The sequence below is a fragment of the Caldisalinibacter kiritimatiensis genome (assembly GCF_000387765.1).
Lineage (GTDB): Bacteria > Bacillota > Clostridia > Tissierellales > Caldisalinibacteraceae > Caldisalinibacter > Caldisalinibacter kiritimatiensis.
Map to the genome: position 1 here is coordinate 39084 of NZ_ARZA01000066.1, position 17414 is coordinate 56497.

The following is a 17414-nucleotide window of genomic DNA, read 5'->3' on the forward strand; positions in this document are numbered from 1 at the left end:
AATTTGAGCATTAAAGAAAATATAGAAAATATAAAAAAACGTATAAAGGAAGCAGCAGAAAGGTCAGGTAGAAATGAAGAGGATATAGTGTTGATAGGAGTAACTAAGACAGTTGATACAGATATAATGAAAGAAGCTATTAAGTTTGGTATAGATAATATTGGCGAAAATAGAGTACAGGAAATGAAAAAAAAGTATGAAGATATTAGTGAAAACTTAAATTGGCATATGATAGGTCATCTTCAGTCAAATAAGGTGAAATATATAATTGATAAAGTTAGTTTAATTCATTCACTAGATAGAATGTCATTAGCGAAGGAATTAGAAAAAAGGGCTGAGCAGCATAACATAACAGTTAATTCTTTGATTCAAGTAAATATAGCAGAAGAAGAAAGTAAATTTGGCTTAAAAGGTGAAGAGGTAATTCCTTTCATAGAAAACATTTTAAAATTTGAAAGAATTAACATAAAAGGTTTAATGACTATAGCACCATTTGATGAGAATCCTGAAAATGTTAGATATGTTTTCAGACAGCTAAAAGGGTTGGCAAAAGACATAGAAGCAAAGGGATATTCTAAAATAGAAATGAAGTATCTATCTATGGGTATGACGAATGATTTTGAAGTAGCTATAGAAGAAGGTTCTAATATGGTAAGGATAGGTACTGGTATTTTTGGTAAAAGAACTTATTAGGAGGAGATAATATGACAAATAAAATTATAGATAAAGTTAAAAACTTTATGGGACTTGATGAATTTGATGAGGAACCGATTGATGAAATGGATGAAATGAATTATATTGAGGAATATGATAGATTAGAATTACCACCTGCTAAGAAATTATATAAAGGAAATAAAATAGTTAATATACATACAAATTCACAAATGAAACTTATGGTGTTTGAACCAAGAAGATATGAAGATGCTCCTAGGATAGTTGATGAATTAAAAAATAGAAAACCTGTTGTTATTAATTTAGAATATTTAAATGGAGAGTCAAGAAGACAAGTTTTTGAGTTTTTAAGTGGTGCTGTGTATACTTTAGAGGGGAATATGAAAAAAGTATCTAGAGATATTTTTATACTAGCGCCTAGTAATATAGATATAGATGGAGAGTTAAAGGAAGAAATAAGGACAAAAGGATTTTTTTCCTGGCAGAAATAACATAAGAGGTGAGTTTAATGACATTATTTAAAATAGCTTTTGATAAATTTATCGATGTAATAGAAATATTAATAATCATTAGAATTTTTGCAGACTTAATCATTAGGGACTATTCTAACCCTATAGTAAATCTTCTTCATCAAGTTACTGAACCAATCTTAGAACCAATAAGAGAGTTAATTAGAAAAACGGGTCTAAATACAGGTATGATAGATTTCTCTCCATTATTTGCATTCTTATTACTTAATCTAGTAAGAAGAATAGTATTTTACCTGTAATAATTAGTTGGTGATTTAATTATGTTACTTGATAAAGAAAAGTACTTAGAACACATAAAAGATAATGAACAAATCTTTGAGATGAGAAAAGTATTAGACAAAGTGGAACAAGTAATGAGTTATCACAGCATAGAATACACAGATTTTTTAAATCCATATCAATGCAGATTGGCTAGATCTTTCTTAAATAGATTTCACGATATTGAATACTATGAAGATGGCGGATATAATAGTGCTGAAAGAAAAACTATAATTATTTATCCATTTTATTTAGATAGAATGTCTGTTGAAGCTCCATTAGCAGCTGTTAAAATTGAAAATAAGTCAAAATTTAACAACATAAACCATAGGGATTACTTAGGTGCTATTATGTCTTTAGGTATAAAGCGAGAGAAAATAGGTGATATAGTTATACATGATAATTATACACAAGTGGTATTACATAAAGACATTTTAGAATATGTAATATTAAATCTAAATAAAATAGGAAATGAGCCTGTAAGGGTTAATGAAATAAGCATTAATGATGTAATAAAGGGCAAAGAAGAGTACAAAGAGATATTTAGTACTGTTGCTTCTCTTAGGTTGGATAGTTTGGTTAGCAGTGCAGTTAATGTATCGAGAAAGATTAGTCAAAATTACATAAAATTAGGAAAAGTAAAAGTGAATTGGCAGCCTATACAACAATTATCTTATGAAGTGAAAGAAGGAGATGTTTTTTCAATAAGAGGTTATGGTAGATATAAACTAGAAAGTATTTTAGGTAATTCAAAAAAAGACAGATTAAAGTTAATAATACGAAAATATATATAATGGAGGGTTATTATGATTACACCATTAGATATACAAAATAGAGAGTTTAGAAAAGGTGTTCGTGGATACAAAGAATCAGAGGTTGACAGTTTCCTTGATGAAGTAATGATAGATTATGAAAAACTTTATAAGGAAAATTCCGAGTTAAAGGATAAAATAACAATGCTCAATGAGCAATTAGAGCAATATGATAAAATGGAAGAAACATTGCAAAATACCTTAGTAGTTGCTCAAAGTACTGCAGAAGAGGTTAAGGCAAACGCAAGAAAAGAAGCTGAATTGATTATAAAAGAAGCAGAAGAAAAGGCTAGACAAATAATTAATGAAGCTCATAAAGAAGTAGAAAATATCCAAGTAAAATATGAGAATCTAAAAGCAGATATGGAAGTTTTCAGGACAAGGTTTAAAACTTTATTAGAATCTCAATTACAAACATTGGATAATTATTATAAGAATAAAGAATAAAGATATTGATTATCTAAGATACTTCGTCCCTTTTGGGATGAAGTTTTATTTTTAATAAAAAACATGTGAGCTTGACAGTAGTTTTAGAAATTATATAATAGAAAGGTAATCAAATACTAATATAGATATTTAATATATAATTATTAACTGCAGATTTGATATTAAAAATTTATGTATAGTATAAATATGATGAGAATAATATGAGATTACAAAGATGGAGGTTTAGATATGAATAAAATAGGTATTATTGGAGCTATGGATGAGGAAATAGAGATTATAAAAGATAAAATGACAATTGATAAAATTCAGCAAGTAGCTGGAATGGAATTTTACTTAGGTAAATTAGAAGATAGAGAAGTTGTGCTAGTAAGATGTGGAATAGGAAAAGTAAATGCGGCAGTGTGTACGCAGATTTTAATTTCTAAATTTAGTGTTAGTATGGTAATTAATACAGGTGTTGCAGGGGCTATTTATGATGAACTTAATATAGGAGATATAGTTATTTCTAAAGATGTTATACAGCATGATTTTGATGCTACTGCCTTTGGATATAAGTTAGGTGAAATACCTAGATTAGATGAATATATATTTAAGGGAGATGAAAGACTAATAGAGATAACAAAGCAAGTTACAAAAGAACAGCTTAAAGGTCATAAAGCGTTTGTTGGAAGAATATTATCAGGTGATGTTTTTGTAGCGAGTGCAGAAAAGAAAGATAGTTTATGGAAGAATTTCGAAGGATATTGTGCAGAAATGGAAGGTGCAGCAATAGGACATACTTGTTATCTTAATAATATACCCTTTGTAATTTTAAGAGCTATGTCGGATAAGGCTGATGGTTCTGCACATGTTAATTTCAATGAATTTGTACACAAAGCCGCAAGAAATTCTGCTAATATTGTACAAGAAATAGTGAAGTTAATATAGTACGGGGGAATTAATATGGACATAAAAAAAGTAGGAAAAATAAATAATAGCAAAAAAGTTATTGACATAGGAGATAATATAAAGATAGGTGGAGATAATTTTGTTATTATAGCCGGACCTTGTGCTGTAGAAAATGAAGAACAAGTCAATAAGACTGCTGAATATTTAAATAAATTAGGAGTTAAAATTTTAAGAGGTGGGGCATTTAAACCAAGAACTTCTCCTTACTCATTTCAAGGGTTAGGATTTAAAGGTCTTAAGCTTTTAAAAAATGCTGCTAAAAGTTATAATATGAAAGTAATTTCAGAGATAATGGATCCAAGAGATATAGAAAATGCGTATGAATATGTAGATATATTTCAAATAGGCTCAAGAAATATGCAAAATTTTAGCTTATTAAAAGAAATAGGGAAAGTAGATAAACCTGTTTTACTTAAAAGAGGAATGGCTGCTACAGTTGAGGAATGGTTAATGGCTGCTGAGTATATTGCCTTAGAAGGTAACGAAAATATAATCTTATGTGAAAGAGGTATACGTACATTCGAAAATTATACACGTAATACTTTAGATTTAACAGCCGTACCTATTATAAAAGATTTAAGTTGTTTACCTATTATTGTAGACCCAAGCCATGGTACAGGTAGAAGAAATTTGGTTATTCCAATGTCTAGAGCGGCAGTAGCTGTAGGCGCTGATGGTTTAATAATAGAGGTACATCCAAATCCAAGTGAGGCTTTATCTGATGGTGAACAATCTCTAGATTTTGTAGAAATAAAAAAATTAATTCACGAGATTAACAGTATTAAAACATGTATTAATAAATTCGAATGACAAACTAAGACGTAATGAAAGTAACCACATTTACATAATTACATATAATATATTGAGGGAATAGTAAAAATGGAGTGGTTACTATGGTAGATGTGAAAACAAGAAATCATACAGACTATTTGTTGTTCTTCTTTTTGTTATTAACAGAAATATGGGGAGGAAAGTATAATAAGAACAGTTTATTGTTTTTCTATTTATTTTTAGCTTTTTACACATAAAGGTAAGTAATTATAATGCTTTAGTCTAGACAAAATATTATTCTAGGCTAAAGTTTTTTTTATAACACATAGGAAATTATAATCAAATTAAATTTGTGGATAAAATATAATTTCCGTTATGTGTTTCAAAAAAGTCAACCTTGAGAATCTTCCATTTTAATGGAAGACTTTTTTATTTTTAAAGTTTTATAAAAGGTGGCGAACTTGCTTTTAAATAGTAAAAATTACATAATCAACTTAAGTATTAATATTTTATTTAAGGGTAAATTATTGAAAGGGGAATATTTTATGAAAAATGATAAAGAAAATCTTGAAAAGAGAATTGAAGATATTGCTTTAGGACTAGAAAAAGCTAAAATTGCAGAGTATGTTGATATTATGAACAATAAATGGAGATTGTTATATATAAACTTTATAGGTGGATTGGCTAGAGGGTTTGGAACAGCTATAGGATTTACAATATTAGGAGCATTTGTTATATATATACTACAAAGGATTATTGCATGGAATTTACCTTTAATAGGCGATTTTATAAGTGAAATAGTAAAAATAGTCCAAGAAAATTTATAGGAGGAAATTTATGGATGCAAATAAGCTACAATATTTTAAAAAGAAGTTATTGGATGAAAAGAATAATATTATTAATACGATAAATAGAATGAATGAAAATGAGCCTAATGACTCATTACAAGAATATACAAATGAATTATCTGTTTATGATAATCATCCAGCAGATTTAGGTACAGAAACATTTATGATGGAGCAAAATATGAATCTTAAAGATGTAGAAAAGTTAAGATTAAGGGAGATAGAAGATTCTTTATCTAAAATAGAAGAGGGAATCTATGGAAAATGTGATATATGTGGTAAAGAAATAAAAGAAGAAAGATTAGAAATAATACCAGAGGCAAAGATTTGTATGGAATGTGCTAATGATAAGATTCCAATAGATGACTTAATGGGATATAGGCCTAAAGAAGAAGAAAATCTAAAATTCCCCTTTGGAAGAACTTATAAGGATTTATCTATGGAAGAAACAGAATTTGATGGAGAAGACAGCTATCAATCCGTTGCTAGATTTAATGAAGTGCCAGGAGACCCTTCTTTTACAACGGGTGATAACCAAGGAGTTTTTGATGATAAGGACCCAGGTGTGGTTGAGGATGTTGAAGAAATTTCACAAGATTATTATAAAGGACAGTTGCAAGGAATGAATAGAGATGATATTCCAGATGAACAGAAGAAAAAGTCATAATGTTTATGAGTGTTAAGGTTAGGTAATTAATTATACCTGACCTTATTTGTTATTACTACATATTGAAAGAATGTTGAGTGTTTATAAACAACATTGAAATTACTTTTTAAAGTTCGACAAGTAAATACATAGTAGAATATAATAGTGAATAAAAATTTTTTATAAACTGATAATTATAATATTGATGTTGTAATATGTTTTATAATCATTTAAAATAAATGTATAATACTTGATGACAGGAGGGTTTTATGTTATACATAGTTACATTACTAATTTTAATCACAGATCAGCTTACTAAATATTATGCAGACAAATTACTTAAAGGTAATGCTCCTTATGTAATTATTAATGGTTTTCTTCAGTTCAATTATGTAGAGAATGTTGGTGCAGCTTTTGGTATACTTAAGAATAAGCAATTATTTTTTATTATCTTAACATTTATTGTACTTATTGGTATGGTATTATTTATGATAAAAAATAAAAGATTAAATATATATATGAGATGGGGATTAGTATTAATAATTGCAGGTGCTATAGGAAATCTTATTGACAGAATAAGATTAGGATATGTTATTGACTTTATAGATGTAAAATTCGGAAGTTTTTATGATTATCCTGTTTTTAATATAGCAGATTGTGCTATTGTTATTGGAACAATTTTAGTATCATATTTAGTATTATTCGATAAATATGAAACAACTGGAAGTGAGTGGTAAAATGGAGATAAAGGATGTAGTAGAAATTATAGTACAGCAACAGAATAATGTTAGATTAGATACATTTTTAGCTCAAGAATTAAATAAAGTCTCAAGGTCTTTTATACAAAAATTGATAAAAAAGAATTTAGTAGAAGTTAATGATAAAAAGGTGAAACCAAAGTATAAAGTTTGTGAAGGAGATAAAATAGTAGTAAAGTTACCAGCGCCTAAAAAATTAGAGGTTAAACCTGAAGATATTCCTATAAATATTGTATATGAAGACAATGATGTGGCTGTTGTAAATAAACCTCAAGGCATGGTAGTCCATCCAGCACCTGGTAATTATTCTGGTACACTAGTTAATGCTTTGTTATATTACTTAGAGAATTTATCATCAATTAATGGGGTTATAAGACCTGGGATAGTTCATAGAATAGATAAAGATACATCTGGACTATTAATGATAGCTAAGAATGATAACGCGCATATTAAATTATCTGAGCAACTTAAGGAGCATAATATAACTAGAATATATTATACGTTAGTAAAGGGAAATATTACTGAAGATAAAGGAACTATTAATGCACCTATAGGTAGACATCCTGTAGAGAGAAAAAGGATGGCTGTTACCGATAAAAACAGTAAAGATGCTATAACTCACTTTCAAGTACTTGAAAGATTTATTGATTATACATTGTTAAAAGTAAAATTGGAGACTGGTCGCACTCATCAAATTAGAGTACATATGTCTTATATAAATCATCCGGTAGTTGGAGACCCTGTATACGGCAGTAAGAATAATAAGTTTAATTTAAACGGTCAGCTTTTACATGCTAAGGTAATAGGATTTAAACATCCAAGGACAGGTGAATATATGGAATTTGACTCAGAACTTCCTGAGCATTTTGTTAAAGTTTTAAATGTATTAAGAAATCAAAAAAAATCTAGACAATAATATGATAATATGGTATCATCATACTAAATGAATATTATTGATCCTTTAAATTGACCCAGAGAGGTTGGTAAGGATTAAGGCAAAACTTTTAATAATGTTTTAGTATATTAATATTGTATATAAAGATTAAAATGCCTTCTTATCAACCGATAAGAAGGCATTTTTTAATATAAGAAAGTTATTTAAATACATTATTCTTAGAATAGTTTAACCCTATAGCGAATAGCTAATAGCTAAAAAGCGACAAAGTCGCTTTTATATAAAGACATCTTAAGGGGAGGTGAAAACTTTGAAGACAAAAGCGAAAATAATGGATGAAAAATCTATTAATAGAGCTATTACAAGGATAGCCCATGAAATTATTGAGAAAAATAAGGGTGTAGAGGATTTAGTACTTGTAGGAATAAAAACTAGAGGAATACCTCTAGCAAATAGATTAGGTAACAAAATAAATGAGATAGAGGGAAAAGAAATTCCTGTTCTAACTTTAGATATAACACTATATAGAGATGATTTAACTGAAGTGGATGACCAACCTGTTGTTGATGCAGATAAGTTTGAATATGATATAACAAATAAGATAGTAGTACTAGTTGATGACGTATTGTATACTGGAAGAACAGTAAGAGCAGCATTAGATGCATTAGTTGATAAAGGAAGACCTAAAAAAGTACAATTAGCAACTTTAGTTGATAGAGGTCATAGGGAACTTCCAATAAGAGCTGATTTTGTTGGTAAGAATGTGCCAACTTCAAAAAGTGAAATAGTAAGTGTTATGTTAGAGGAAACTGATGAAGAAAATAAAGTTTTAATAAAAGAAATAAAATAGCAACCTTTTAATCCAGTCCTGTGAGGCTGGAAAAGGGAGAGAAATCTCCCTCCTAAAAAAATAAAGGAGGTATTTTAATGTCTGAAAAAACTATAAATATTAAGGAAACTAACACAAAAAAAAGTAAAGTTAAGGAAATGACTAGGAGAGGAATATTGGGTATTCAACACGTTGTAGCTATGTTTGGTGCTACTGTATTGGTACCAATATTAACGGGATTAAATCCAGCTGTAGCATTATTTACAGCAGGCTTTGGTACTCTTTTATTTCATTTTGTAACTAAAAAGAAAGTACCAGTATTTTTAGGTTCAAGTTTTGCATTCATACCTGTAATAAATGCAGTTGCTAACCAGTATGGTGACATAAGATTTGCACAAGGTGGTATATTAGTAGCAGGCGCATTATATATAGTATTATCTTTATTAGTAAGAATATTTGGAGTAGATAGAATTAAAAGTTTCTTTCCACCTGTAGTAACAGGTCCAATGATTATAGTAATAGGTTTAATTTTAAGTCCAGTAGCAATTGAGATGGCATCGCAAAACTGGCTAGTAGCTTTAGTTGTAGTAGCAACTGTGATTTTAACTTCTGTATTTGGTAAAGGGCTATTCAAAGTAATTCCAATTTTATGTGGTGTTGTAGTAGGATATGCATTTTCAGCAGTACTTGGAATTATAGATTATACTCCAATAGTTGAAGCTAAACTATTTAGCATTCCCGAATTTACATTCCCGAAGTTTAGTTTTGGAGCAATAGCAATGATAGCTCCTATAGTATTAGCTGTGTTTATGGAGCATATTGGTGATATTACAACAAATGGAGCTGTAGTAGGTAAAAACTTCATTGAGGACCCAGGACTTCATAGAACCTTATTAGGAGACGGATTGGCTACTATGTTTGCTGGCTTTGTTGGTGGACCAGCAAATACAACTTATGGTGAAAATACTAGTGTTCTAGCTGTAACTAAAGTTTATGACCCTAGTATATTAAGATTAGCTGCTATGATAGCTTTAGGCTTGAGTTTTGTAGGTAAATTAGGAGCAATATTAACAACTATACCTGTTCCAGTAATGGGCGGTGTGAGCTTAATTCTATTTGGAATGATAGCTAGTGTTGGTATTAGAACAATAACGAATGCTGAGGTAGATTTTTCTAGTAACAGAAACCTTATAGTTGCATCATTAATTTTGGTAGCTGGTATAGGTACTGAGTTTGTAAAAGTAAAACAACAGTTAGGAGCTTTCGATGGTGTTATTGGTATCCAAATTACCAATAATATTCAAATAATAGGATTAAGTCTTGCTGCAATTATAGGAATTATAGTAAATAAATTATTACCTGAAAGTGTTTAATTTAAAAAGGAGTAGTATAAATTGTTTATACTACTCCTTTTTTTAAAATAAAAAAATCTTCCATAATTTTAATTTGAATATGATTTCTTATGTTTTATAAGGAAGTTAAGTTAACTCATTTATTAAAATTTAGCAAAATACTAACTTAAAAGTATGGGAAAAATATTTAGAGTATGACAGTATAAGTAGGAATTAGCAGAAGTAATAATTTAGAAAGTATCTAAGCTAAAAGCGAATAGCAAAAGGTGACTTTAATTGCGTTTATGAAAATTAATATATAAGGTGGGTGCTTATGGGAATTTTAATTAAAAATGGTTATGTTATAGATATAGAAGAAAACTCGGTAAAAAAGAGAGACGTATTAATTGAGGGTGAATTAATAAAAAAGATAGAAGAAAACATAAACTTTAAGGAGCATGAAATTATTGATGCAACAGGATTGTATATATTACCAGGTTTAGTAGATATGCATGCTCATTTTAGAGAGCCTGGATATGAGTATAAAGAAACTATAAAAACGGGTTCGTTAGCAGCAGCCTCTGGAGGTTATACAACTGTATTTATTATGCCTAATACTAAACCTTGTATTGATAATGTACAGAATCTTATAAGATTAAAAAATATTATTGATAGAGATAGTATTATAAATGTATATCCAATTGGAGCTGTATCAATAGGACAAAAAGGCAAAAAGTTAACTGATATTAAAGAATTATATAAAAATGGAGTTTATGGTATATCTGATGATGGTCAACCGATTATGAGTGAAGTGTTAATGGAAGAAGCAATGAAAAAGGCAAATAAAATTGGCATACCCATTATGACCCACAGTGAAGATAAAGAAATAGTGGGTAATGGGTGTATAAACAAAGGAAAAGTTTCAAAAGAGTTAGGTATTTCAGGAATTTCTAGAGATGCTGAAAATGAAATGATTAAAAGGGATTTAAAACTAGCTAAACGCCTAAATCTTAAATTACATGTGTGTCATGTTAGTACAAAAGAAGCTATAAATATGATAAGAGAAGCTAAAAAACAAGGTGTACATGTGACTTGCGAAGTTACACCCCATCATTTTTCGATAACAGAAGATGTGATAAGGGATAAAGGAACTATAGGGAAAGTCAATCCTCCATTAAGAACTAAAGAAGATATAGTAGAGATTATAAAAGGTCTAAAAGACGGAACTATAGATGCTATTGCTACTGACCACGCTCCTCATTCTAAAGAAGACAAAGAATTAGATATACAAAAGGCTCCCTTTGGAATATCGGGAATAGAAATAGCATTTTCTTTAGCTGTAACCTATCTAATAAAAAAAGAACACTTGGATATAGTAGATATAGTAAAATTGATGAGTTATAATCCAAGCAAAATAATGAGGATTGATAAAGGAATGATTAAAGAAGGAAGTATAGCAGATATAGCTATAGTAGATTTAAATAATCAATATGTAGTAACTGAAAGTAATATGTATTCTAAAGGTAAAAATACACCTTTTTTAGGTACAAAATTAAGTGGTACTGTTAATTATACAATAGCATCAGGTAATATTGTTTACAGGAGGTAATATTATGTTTATAGACCAATTGATTAAAAAGATTAAAGAAAAGAAAAATCCAAGTGTAGTTGGACTAGATCCAAGAATTGAATTTGTACCTCAGTTTATAAAAGATAAGTACACAGAAATGTATAAAACTGAAAACAAGAGTGCAGCATATGCTATGTTAGAATATAATAAATTTATTATAGATGCAATAAAAGATATTGTACCTTGCGTTAAACCTCAGATTGCATTTTATGAAGCATATGGAATTGAAGGGCTTGAAGTTTTCAAAGAAACTGTTAAATATGCAAAAGAAAATGGTCTATTAGTATTAGCTGATGTAAAAAGGGGAGACATTGGTTCTACAGCTAAAGCTTATGCACAAGCATATCTTGGAGGATGTTTTATAGAAGTAGATAGTATTACAGTCAATCCATATCTAGGTGAAGATTCAATTACACCATTTACAGAATATTGTGATTTAAATAAAGGAATCTTTATCTTAGCTAAAACTTCAAATAAGTCATCGGAGGATTTGCAAGATTTGATAAGTGAGGATAAAAGAATTTATGAAATAGTAGCAGAGCATATTAAAAAGTGGGGAGAAAAATATATAGGGGATAATGGATATAGTAGTGTTGGTGCAGTAATAGGGGCTACTTATCCTGAAGTAATGAAAAGGTTAAGAGAAGTAATGAAAAACGCTTACTTTTTAGTTCCTGGATATGGAGCACAGGGAGGAACTGCTTTGGATGTGGTACATTCATTTAATGAAGATGGACTAGGAGCTATTATTAATTCTTCAAGGGGAATAATAGCTGCTCATTTAAAGGACAAATATAAAGATAAATACAAAGATGAAGAATTTTACTTAGCTATAAGGCAAGCTGCTATTGAAATGAGAGATGATATTAATAATGCTTTAGAAAAAAATAATAAACTGTACTACTAGGAGTGGTCAAATGAAGTTTATAGAAAAGTGCATAGTAAAACAAAATAAAAAAATAGTAGAAAACATTTATATGATGGAGTTAGAAAGTAGTAATATAGTTACAAAAAGTAAACCAGGTCAATTTATTCAAATAAAGGTAAATGCACAAAATGACCCGTTATTAAGAAGACCAATAAGTATAAATGAAATAAAAGAAGATAATCGAATAGTAATATACTACAAGGTAGTAGGTAAAGGGACTGATATTTTAAGCAAGATTAGAGAGGAAGATACTATTAGTTTGGTTGGCCCTTTAGGAAACGGATTTGATACAAATATTAATAACTTAAATGTAGCAGTAATAGGTGGGGGGATAGGAATTGCCCCTTTGTACGAACTTACTAAAGATATAAGTAAAAATAATACTGTGGAAGCTTTTTTAGGTTTTTATAACTATACTTATCTAACAGATAAATTCAACAAATATAGTAAAGAAGTTTATGTTTCAACAGTAACAGGAGCAGAAGGCTATAAAGGTTTAGTTACAGATTTATTTGAAAAAAGATTAAATAAACAAAAGTTTGATTTAATATTTGCATGTGGTCCTAAAACAATGCTAAAAAAGATAAGTGATATAGCTAAGAAAAGTAATATAAAATGTCAAGTTTCATTAGAAGAAAGAATGGCATGTGGTTTTGGAGCTTGTTTGGGATGTTCCATTGAAATGACTGATGGCAGTATTAAGAAAGTATGTACAGACGGTCCTGTATTTTGGAGTGATGAGGTGAAGTTTGATGAATAGAAAAGCAGATTTATCACTAAAAATTGGAAAGCTATACTTAGATAATCCAATTATGACTGGGTCTGGAACCTTTGGATTTGGTAGAGAGTATGAAGATTTTATTGATATTTCAAAACTTGGAGCTGTAGTGGTAAAAGGATTAACATTAGAACCTAGAAAAGGCAATAAACGACCTAGAATAGCTGAAACACCTAGTGGAATGCTCAATAGTATTGGATTAGAGAACCCAGGGGTTAAACATTTTATTCAAGAAGAACTACCGTATCTAAAGAAAAAAGGAGTAAAAGTAATAGCAAATATCGCAGGAAACACAATTGAAGAATATTGCAAGATGGCAAAAATACTTAATAAAACTGAATGTGACGCTATTGAGATGAACATATCTTGCCCTAATGTAAAAAAAGGTGGGGTTGCATTTGGAACCGATAAAGATATTGTATATAAGATAACTAGTGAGGTTAGAAAGTGTTATGATAAAACTTTAATAGTAAAATTATCACCAAATGTAACTAACATAAAGGAGATAGCGATTAATGCTGAAAAAGGTGGTGCTGATAGCATTAGCTTGATTAATACATTACTAGGAATGGCAATTGACATTAATACAAGAAGGCCTAAACTTAAGAATAACGTAGGTGGATTATCAGGACCAGCGATTAAACCAATTGCATTAAGAATGGTTTGGCAAGTAAGTCAAGTAGTAAACATACCAATAATAGGAATGGGTGGAATAACAAGTTTAGAAGATATAATTGAGTTCATGTTAGCAGGGGCAAATGCAGTAGCTATAGGTACAGGAAACTTCATTAATCCTGCAATAACTATCGAACTAATAGAAGAACTTGAAAGCTATTTAATTAACAACGAAATTAACAGTATTAACGAATTAGTAGGAAAAATAAGAACCTATTAAAGGAGGAATTTAGTATGAAGAGAGAAGAAATTTTAGATATATTTAAGAAAACAGGTGTATTATTAAAGGGTCATTTTCTATTAACTTCGGGAAAACACTCAGCACAATATTTGCAGTGTGCCAAATTATTTCAATATCCTGAATATTCAGAAATGGTTGTTGAAGAATTAGTTAGTAAGTTTGAAAATCAAGATATTGATTTAGTAGCTTCACCAGCAATTGGAGGAATAATTTTAGGATATGAAACTGCAAAGCAATTAAAGGTAAAAAATATTTTCCTTGAAAGAGAAGAAGGGAAAATGACATTAAGAAGGGGATTTGAAATTAAAAAAGGAGATAAAGTTTTAGTTGTTGAGGACGTTGTTACAACTGGTGGTTCGGTTAAAGAAGTTATTGATTTGATAAAGGAAAAAGGAGGAGAAGTAGTAGGGGTTGGAAGTATAGTTAACAGAAGTAAAGGTGTAACTAAGTTTGAAGAAGAATTAAAATCTGTTATAAAATTTGATATCGAAACATATGAGCCAGATAATTGCCCATTATGTGATGAAAATTTACCAGTTATTAAACCAGGAAGTAGAAAAATAAAATAAACATGGGGGTTTTATGCAGTTTTATATTTTAATGTTTTTACAAAGAATAGCAAACCCAACATTAGATAAGCTTTTTATATTTATAACTAACTTAGGCAGTGAAACATTTTATATTTTGGTTATAAGCTATATATTTTGGTGCATAGATAAAAGATTAGGATTGAAAATGTTCATACTTATTACCTTATCGGCACAAATTAATATGTTACTTAAGGGATTTTTTCAAGTCAAACGTCCGATATACTATGATAAAATTAATTCACTATATATAGAGTCAGCACCAGGATATTCATTTCCAAGTGGACATACTCAAGGATCAGCTACCTTTTGGTATTATTCTATGAACAAAATTAAGAATGGAATAGTAAAAGTTTTAGGATGGTTTGTAATTATTTTAGTAGCTTTTTCTAGATTATATCTTAGAGTACATTGGCCTATTGATGCTATAGGAGGATTTGTAATAGGAATAGCTTTTGTGTATGTATTTGAAAATTTAGAACAGAGGATAGCAGCTATTAAATTTAATTATATAACTACTTTCATTATAGCTTTAGTTTTACCAAATACTATATTAATGTTTTTAGTTACAGAAACAGTTGTTAAATTTACGGGTTTAATTACAGGAGCATTATTAGGGTACTTTATTGAAAATAAGTTCATAGATTTTAAAGAAAAGAATCAATTTTTCAACCAAATTATAAAGTATATTATTGGGATTTGTGTTTTATTTGCAGTTAAAGAAATTGTTAAAATAGTGTTTCCTCAGATATTAGCATTTCATTATATTAGATATCTTTTAGTAGGTATATGGACTACTTTGTTAGCACCTTATATCTTTGTTAAGTTAAATCTAGCGTAATGTATAAAGGAAGGTAGAGAATTACTCCTCTACCTTCTTTAGTGTATTTATTTCTTCACTTTTAGGTGTTACATATATAGTACTATTGTTATCATATATAACCATTCCTGGTTTAGCACCATTAGGTTTACGTACATTTTTTCTTTCGGTATAATCCACAGGAACATTACTTGACATATTACCTTTACTGTAAAATGCTGCTATTAATGCAGCTTCTTTTATTGTTTGTTCTGGTATTTCTTTTCCTTTAGATTTGATAATCACATGGGAACCTGGTATATCTTTTGTGTGAAGCCAAATATCTTCTTTATCTGCAAACTTTAATGTCAAGTAATCATTTTGCTTATTATTTTTACCGACATATATATCAAAACCGTCTGTTGAAATGAAATGTCTTGGTTTTGAGGCTATAATTTTTTTAGACTTATTCTTTTTTTTCTTTTTTAAATATCCTTCATTTATTAGCTCTTCTTTTATTTCTTCTAATTCATCAACATCAGAACAGTTTTCAATGCTAACTAGTACGTTTTCTAAATACTCTATTTCTTCAGTAGTTTTTTCGATTTGTTTAGAAACTTCTTCATAGGCATTTTTTAATTTATTGTATTTCTTATAATATTTCTGAGCATTCTGAGAAGGACTTAGTCTTGGGTCTAATTTTATTTTTATTTTCTCCATGTCTGAGCTATAGAAGTTTTCTACTTCAATACACTCCATTTTATCGGTTATTCTATAGATGTTAGCTGTAAGTAAGTCTCCATAAATTTTATATTTTTCTCTTTTTTCTGCTTGATGCAACTCTTGCTTTTGCTTACCTAATTTTTTTTGATTTCTATCTAGTTTTAAATTTATCATTTTCTTTAATTCAGTAGATTTTTGATTTAGTCTTTGTTTTTTATCTCTTACTGTGTAAAAGAACTCAAGAGTTTCGCTAATAGAGTCAAAATAAATATTTTTTAAATTACTATATTGAGTGATAGGGACTGCTGAAAAAGCAGTTAATTTATTATAATTTTCATCTATTACTATGTTTGGTGTATATTTATTACTATTAATATCAAGCATTATACTTGAAAAACTATTGTAAAGATTATTTGTTGATTCACTGTCAAGTTCATCAATTACAGTACTATTATCGATGTCAGCCTTATTACATATTTCTCTTCCGATTAATGGACTTAGACCTAAAAATGTTTTATATAAGAACTTATATATTGGTGTACCACCATTTGAACTATCTAATTTTTCTTTGAATGTATTTTTGGTTGCGTCCAAAGGATTTACTTTATCCTGAGAAGGTGGTAGCTCATAATTAAAACCAGGTAATACTTGCCTTACACTGCTTATATCATTACCGATTCTTTTTATAGCATCTATAACTGTTTTTGATTTTTTATCTACAAAGATTATATTACTGTGTCTACCCATTATTTCGATTATGAGTTGTTTAGTAGCAATATTACCTAGTTCATCTAAATTTTCCACTTCTATAATTAGGATTCTTTCCATTGAAATTTGTTTTACTCCTATTATTTTACCACCTTGTAAATGCTTCCTTAGTAGCATACAAAACATAGGAGGAGTTTGAGGGTTAGGCTTTGTAGAATTAACTAAATGAACTCTAGGATTATTGTTATTAGCTGACATTAATAGTTTCATATTAGAACCATAATTTCTAATATTTAATAAAACTTCATCTTTTTCTGGTTGATATACTTTATCTATTTTTCCATTTAAGATTTTATTTTTTAATTCATAAGAAATTGCTCTTACAACTATACCATCTAGTGACATCTTGATTCCTCCAAATATAGGCTTTTATTTTAAAGTATAACATCTTCTAAAAAAAATATAAAGAATTTGTTAAAGTTTAATATAGAACAAACTAGATATATAAATTTTAGTAGTATTTTATTAACCTTAATAAAATGATATAATAAAAATCATGAATATTAAGGTTTAAAAATATCATAACAATGATAAAATTGTAGT

Annotated in this window: 21 protein-coding genes; 20 read left to right on the plus strand and 1 reads right to left on the minus strand. The window is 28.9% G+C overall.

Annotated elements, in window-relative coordinates; genetic code table 11:
* Positions 1–3 precede the first annotated feature (3 nt).
* The 20 genes from L21TH_RS03130 to L21TH_RS03220 all read left to right on the plus strand — a co-directional run bounded on the left by L21TH_RS03130 (position 4) and on the right by L21TH_RS03220 (position 15422).
* Complete coding sequence (locus L21TH_RS03130; RefSeq protein ID WP_006308879.1) at positions 4–693, plus strand: YggS family pyridoxal phosphate-dependent enzyme; 690 nt, start codon at positions 4–6, stop codon at positions 691–693.
* Between the two features lie 11 nt (positions 694–704).
* Complete coding sequence (locus L21TH_RS03135) at positions 705–1163, plus strand: cell division protein SepF (RefSeq protein WP_006308880.1); 459 nt, start codon at positions 705–707, stop codon at positions 1161–1163.
* 17 nt (positions 1164–1180) lie between these two features.
* Complete coding sequence (locus L21TH_RS03140) at positions 1181–1441, plus strand: YggT family protein (protein WP_006308881.1); 261 nt, start codon at positions 1181–1183, stop codon at positions 1439–1441.
* Between the two features lie 21 nt (positions 1442–1462).
* A complete protein-coding gene (locus L21TH_RS03145; RefSeq protein ID WP_006308882.1) occupies positions 1463–2254 on the plus strand; it encodes a YlmH family RNA-binding protein in 792 nt (263 codons plus the stop codon).
* A 12-nt stretch (positions 2255–2266) separates the two neighbouring features.
* Positions 2267–2719: a DivIVA domain-containing protein gene (locus L21TH_RS03150; RefSeq protein WP_006308883.1), complete on the plus strand. Its 453-nt coding sequence runs from the start codon at positions 2267–2269 to the stop codon at positions 2717–2719.
* Positions 2720–2947: 228 nt separating this feature from the next.
* The gene (locus L21TH_RS03155; protein ID WP_006308884.1) at positions 2948–3646 is read left to right on the plus strand and encodes a 5'-methylthioadenosine/adenosylhomocysteine nucleosidase; all 699 of its coding nucleotides are present in this window, start codon (positions 2948–2950) and stop codon (positions 3644–3646) included.
* Between the two features lie 15 nt (positions 3647–3661).
* The gene (aroF, locus tag L21TH_RS03160; protein ID WP_006308885.1) at positions 3662–4477 is read left to right on the plus strand and encodes a 3-deoxy-7-phosphoheptulonate synthase; all 816 of its coding nucleotides are present in this window, start codon (positions 3662–3664) and stop codon (positions 4475–4477) included.
* Between the two features lie 83 nt (positions 4478–4560).
* A complete protein-coding gene (locus L21TH_RS15050) occupies positions 4561–4695 on the plus strand; it encodes a hypothetical protein (RefSeq protein ID WP_278244285.1) in 135 nt (44 codons plus the stop codon).
* A gap of 288 nt (positions 4696–4983) precedes the next feature.
* Positions 4984–5265, plus strand: a complete 282-nt coding sequence (locus L21TH_RS03165) for a DUF5665 domain-containing protein (RefSeq protein ID WP_006308886.1) — start codon at positions 4984–4986, stop codon at positions 5263–5265.
* Positions 5266–5275: 10 nt separating this feature from the next.
* Positions 5276–5950: a TraR/DksA C4-type zinc finger protein gene (locus L21TH_RS03170; RefSeq protein WP_006308887.1), complete on the plus strand. Its 675-nt coding sequence runs from the start codon at positions 5276–5278 to the stop codon at positions 5948–5950.
* A gap of 248 nt (positions 5951–6198) precedes the next feature.
* Entirely contained in the window at positions 6199–6666 is a 468-nt protein-coding gene (gene lspA, locus L21TH_RS03175; RefSeq protein WP_006308888.1) for a signal peptidase II, read from the plus strand.
* Positions 6641–7603 (plus strand): RluA family pseudouridine synthase, encoded by a 963-nt coding sequence (locus L21TH_RS03180; protein WP_278244286.1) that lies wholly within the window; start codon positions 6641–6643, stop codon positions 7601–7603. Before lspA ends, L21TH_RS03180 begins: the two co-directional genes overlap by 26 nt.
* 280 nt (positions 7604–7883) lie before the next feature.
* Positions 7884–8432, plus strand: a complete 549-nt coding sequence (pyrR, locus tag L21TH_RS03185) for a bifunctional pyr operon transcriptional regulator/uracil phosphoribosyltransferase PyrR (protein ID WP_278244287.1) — start codon at positions 7884–7886, stop codon at positions 8430–8432.
* Positions 8433–8509: 77 nt separating this feature from the next.
* Entirely contained in the window at positions 8510–9784 is a 1275-nt protein-coding gene (locus L21TH_RS03190) for a uracil-xanthine permease family protein (protein WP_006308892.1), read from the plus strand.
* Positions 9785–10076: 292 nt separating this feature from the next.
* Positions 10077–11351: a dihydroorotase gene (locus L21TH_RS03195; protein ID WP_006308893.1), complete on the plus strand. Its 1275-nt coding sequence runs from the start codon at positions 10077–10079 to the stop codon at positions 11349–11351.
* Between the two features lie 4 nt (positions 11352–11355).
* Positions 11356–12279, plus strand: a complete 924-nt coding sequence (gene pyrF / locus L21TH_RS03200) for an orotidine-5'-phosphate decarboxylase (protein WP_006308894.1) — start codon at positions 11356–11358, stop codon at positions 12277–12279.
* A 10-nt stretch (positions 12280–12289) separates the two neighbouring features.
* A complete protein-coding gene (locus L21TH_RS03205) occupies positions 12290–13060 on the plus strand; it encodes a dihydroorotate dehydrogenase electron transfer subunit (protein WP_006308895.1) in 771 nt (256 codons plus the stop codon).
* Entirely contained in the window at positions 13053–13973 is a 921-nt protein-coding gene (locus tag L21TH_RS03210) for a dihydroorotate dehydrogenase (protein ID WP_006308896.1), read from the plus strand. Before L21TH_RS03205 ends, L21TH_RS03210 begins: the two co-directional genes overlap by 8 nt.
* A 14-nt stretch (positions 13974–13987) precedes the next feature.
* Positions 13988–14563, plus strand: a complete 576-nt coding sequence (gene pyrE / locus L21TH_RS03215) for an orotate phosphoribosyltransferase (protein WP_006308897.1) — start codon at positions 13988–13990, stop codon at positions 14561–14563.
* A 13-nt stretch (positions 14564–14576) separates the two neighbouring features.
* Positions 14577–15422 (plus strand): phosphatase PAP2 family protein, encoded by an 846-nt coding sequence (locus L21TH_RS03220; protein WP_006308898.1) that lies wholly within the window; start codon positions 14577–14579, stop codon positions 15420–15422.
* A gap of 21 nt (positions 15423–15443) precedes the next feature.
* Here L21TH_RS03220 and L21TH_RS03225 read toward each other — a convergent pair whose 3' ends face one another.
* Complete coding sequence (locus tag L21TH_RS03225; protein ID WP_006308899.1) at positions 15444–17216, minus strand: Rqc2 family fibronectin-binding protein; 1773 nt, start codon at positions 17214–17216, stop codon at positions 15444–15446.
* Positions 17217–17414: the final 198 nt, after the last annotated feature.

Excerpts from the sequence above, each read along its gene's own strand:
- L21TH_RS03135 (WP_006308880.1), top strand. The coding sequence starts at position 705 with ATGACAAATAAAATTATAGATAAAGTTAAAAACTTTATGGGACTTGAT.
- L21TH_RS03140 (WP_006308881.1), top strand. The coding sequence starts at position 1,181 with ATGACATTATTTAAAATAGCTTTTGATAAATTTATCGATGTAATAGAA.
- L21TH_RS03145 (WP_006308882.1), top strand. The coding sequence starts at position 1,463 with ATGTTACTTGATAAAGAAAAGTACTTAGAACACATAAAAGATAATGAA.
- L21TH_RS03150 (WP_006308883.1), top strand. The coding sequence starts at position 2,267 with ATGATTACACCATTAGATATACAAAATAGAGAGTTTAGAAAAGGTGTT.
- L21TH_RS03155 (WP_006308884.1), top strand. The coding sequence starts at position 2,948 with ATGAATAAAATAGGTATTATTGGAGCTATGGATGAGGAAATAGAGATT.
- aroF (WP_006308885.1), top strand. The coding sequence starts at position 3,662 with ATGGACATAAAAAAAGTAGGAAAAATAAATAATAGCAAAAAAGTTATT.
- L21TH_RS15050 (WP_278244285.1), top strand. The coding sequence starts at position 4,561 with ATGGTAGATGTGAAAACAAGAAATCATACAGACTATTTGTTGTTCTTC.
- L21TH_RS03165 (WP_006308886.1), top strand. The coding sequence starts at position 4,984 with ATGAAAAATGATAAAGAAAATCTTGAAAAGAGAATTGAAGATATTGCT.
- L21TH_RS03170 (WP_006308887.1), top strand. The coding sequence starts at position 5,276 with ATGGATGCAAATAAGCTACAATATTTTAAAAAGAAGTTATTGGATGAA.
- lspA (WP_006308888.1), top strand. The coding sequence starts at position 6,199 with ATGTTATACATAGTTACATTACTAATTTTAATCACAGATCAGCTTACT.
- L21TH_RS03180 (WP_278244286.1), top strand. The coding sequence starts at position 6,641 with ATGAAACAACTGGAAGTGAGTGGTAAAATGGAGATAAAGGATGTAGTA.
- L21TH_RS03190 (WP_006308892.1), top strand. The coding sequence starts at position 8,510 with ATGTCTGAAAAAACTATAAATATTAAGGAAACTAACACAAAAAAAAGT.
- L21TH_RS03195 (WP_006308893.1), top strand. The coding sequence starts at position 10,077 with ATGGGAATTTTAATTAAAAATGGTTATGTTATAGATATAGAAGAAAAC.
- pyrF (WP_006308894.1), top strand. The coding sequence starts at position 11,356 with ATGTTTATAGACCAATTGATTAAAAAGATTAAAGAAAAGAAAAATCCA.
- L21TH_RS03205 (WP_006308895.1), top strand. The coding sequence starts at position 12,290 with ATGAAGTTTATAGAAAAGTGCATAGTAAAACAAAATAAAAAAATAGTA.
- L21TH_RS03210 (WP_006308896.1), top strand. The coding sequence starts at position 13,053 with ATGAATAGAAAAGCAGATTTATCACTAAAAATTGGAAAGCTATACTTA.
- pyrE (WP_006308897.1), top strand. The coding sequence starts at position 13,988 with ATGAAGAGAGAAGAAATTTTAGATATATTTAAGAAAACAGGTGTATTA.
- L21TH_RS03220 (WP_006308898.1), top strand. The coding sequence starts at position 14,577 with ATGCAGTTTTATATTTTAATGTTTTTACAAAGAATAGCAAACCCAACA.
- L21TH_RS03225 (WP_006308899.1), bottom strand. The coding sequence starts at position 17,216 with ATGTCACTAGATGGTATAGTTGTAAGAGCAATTTCTTATGAATTAAAA.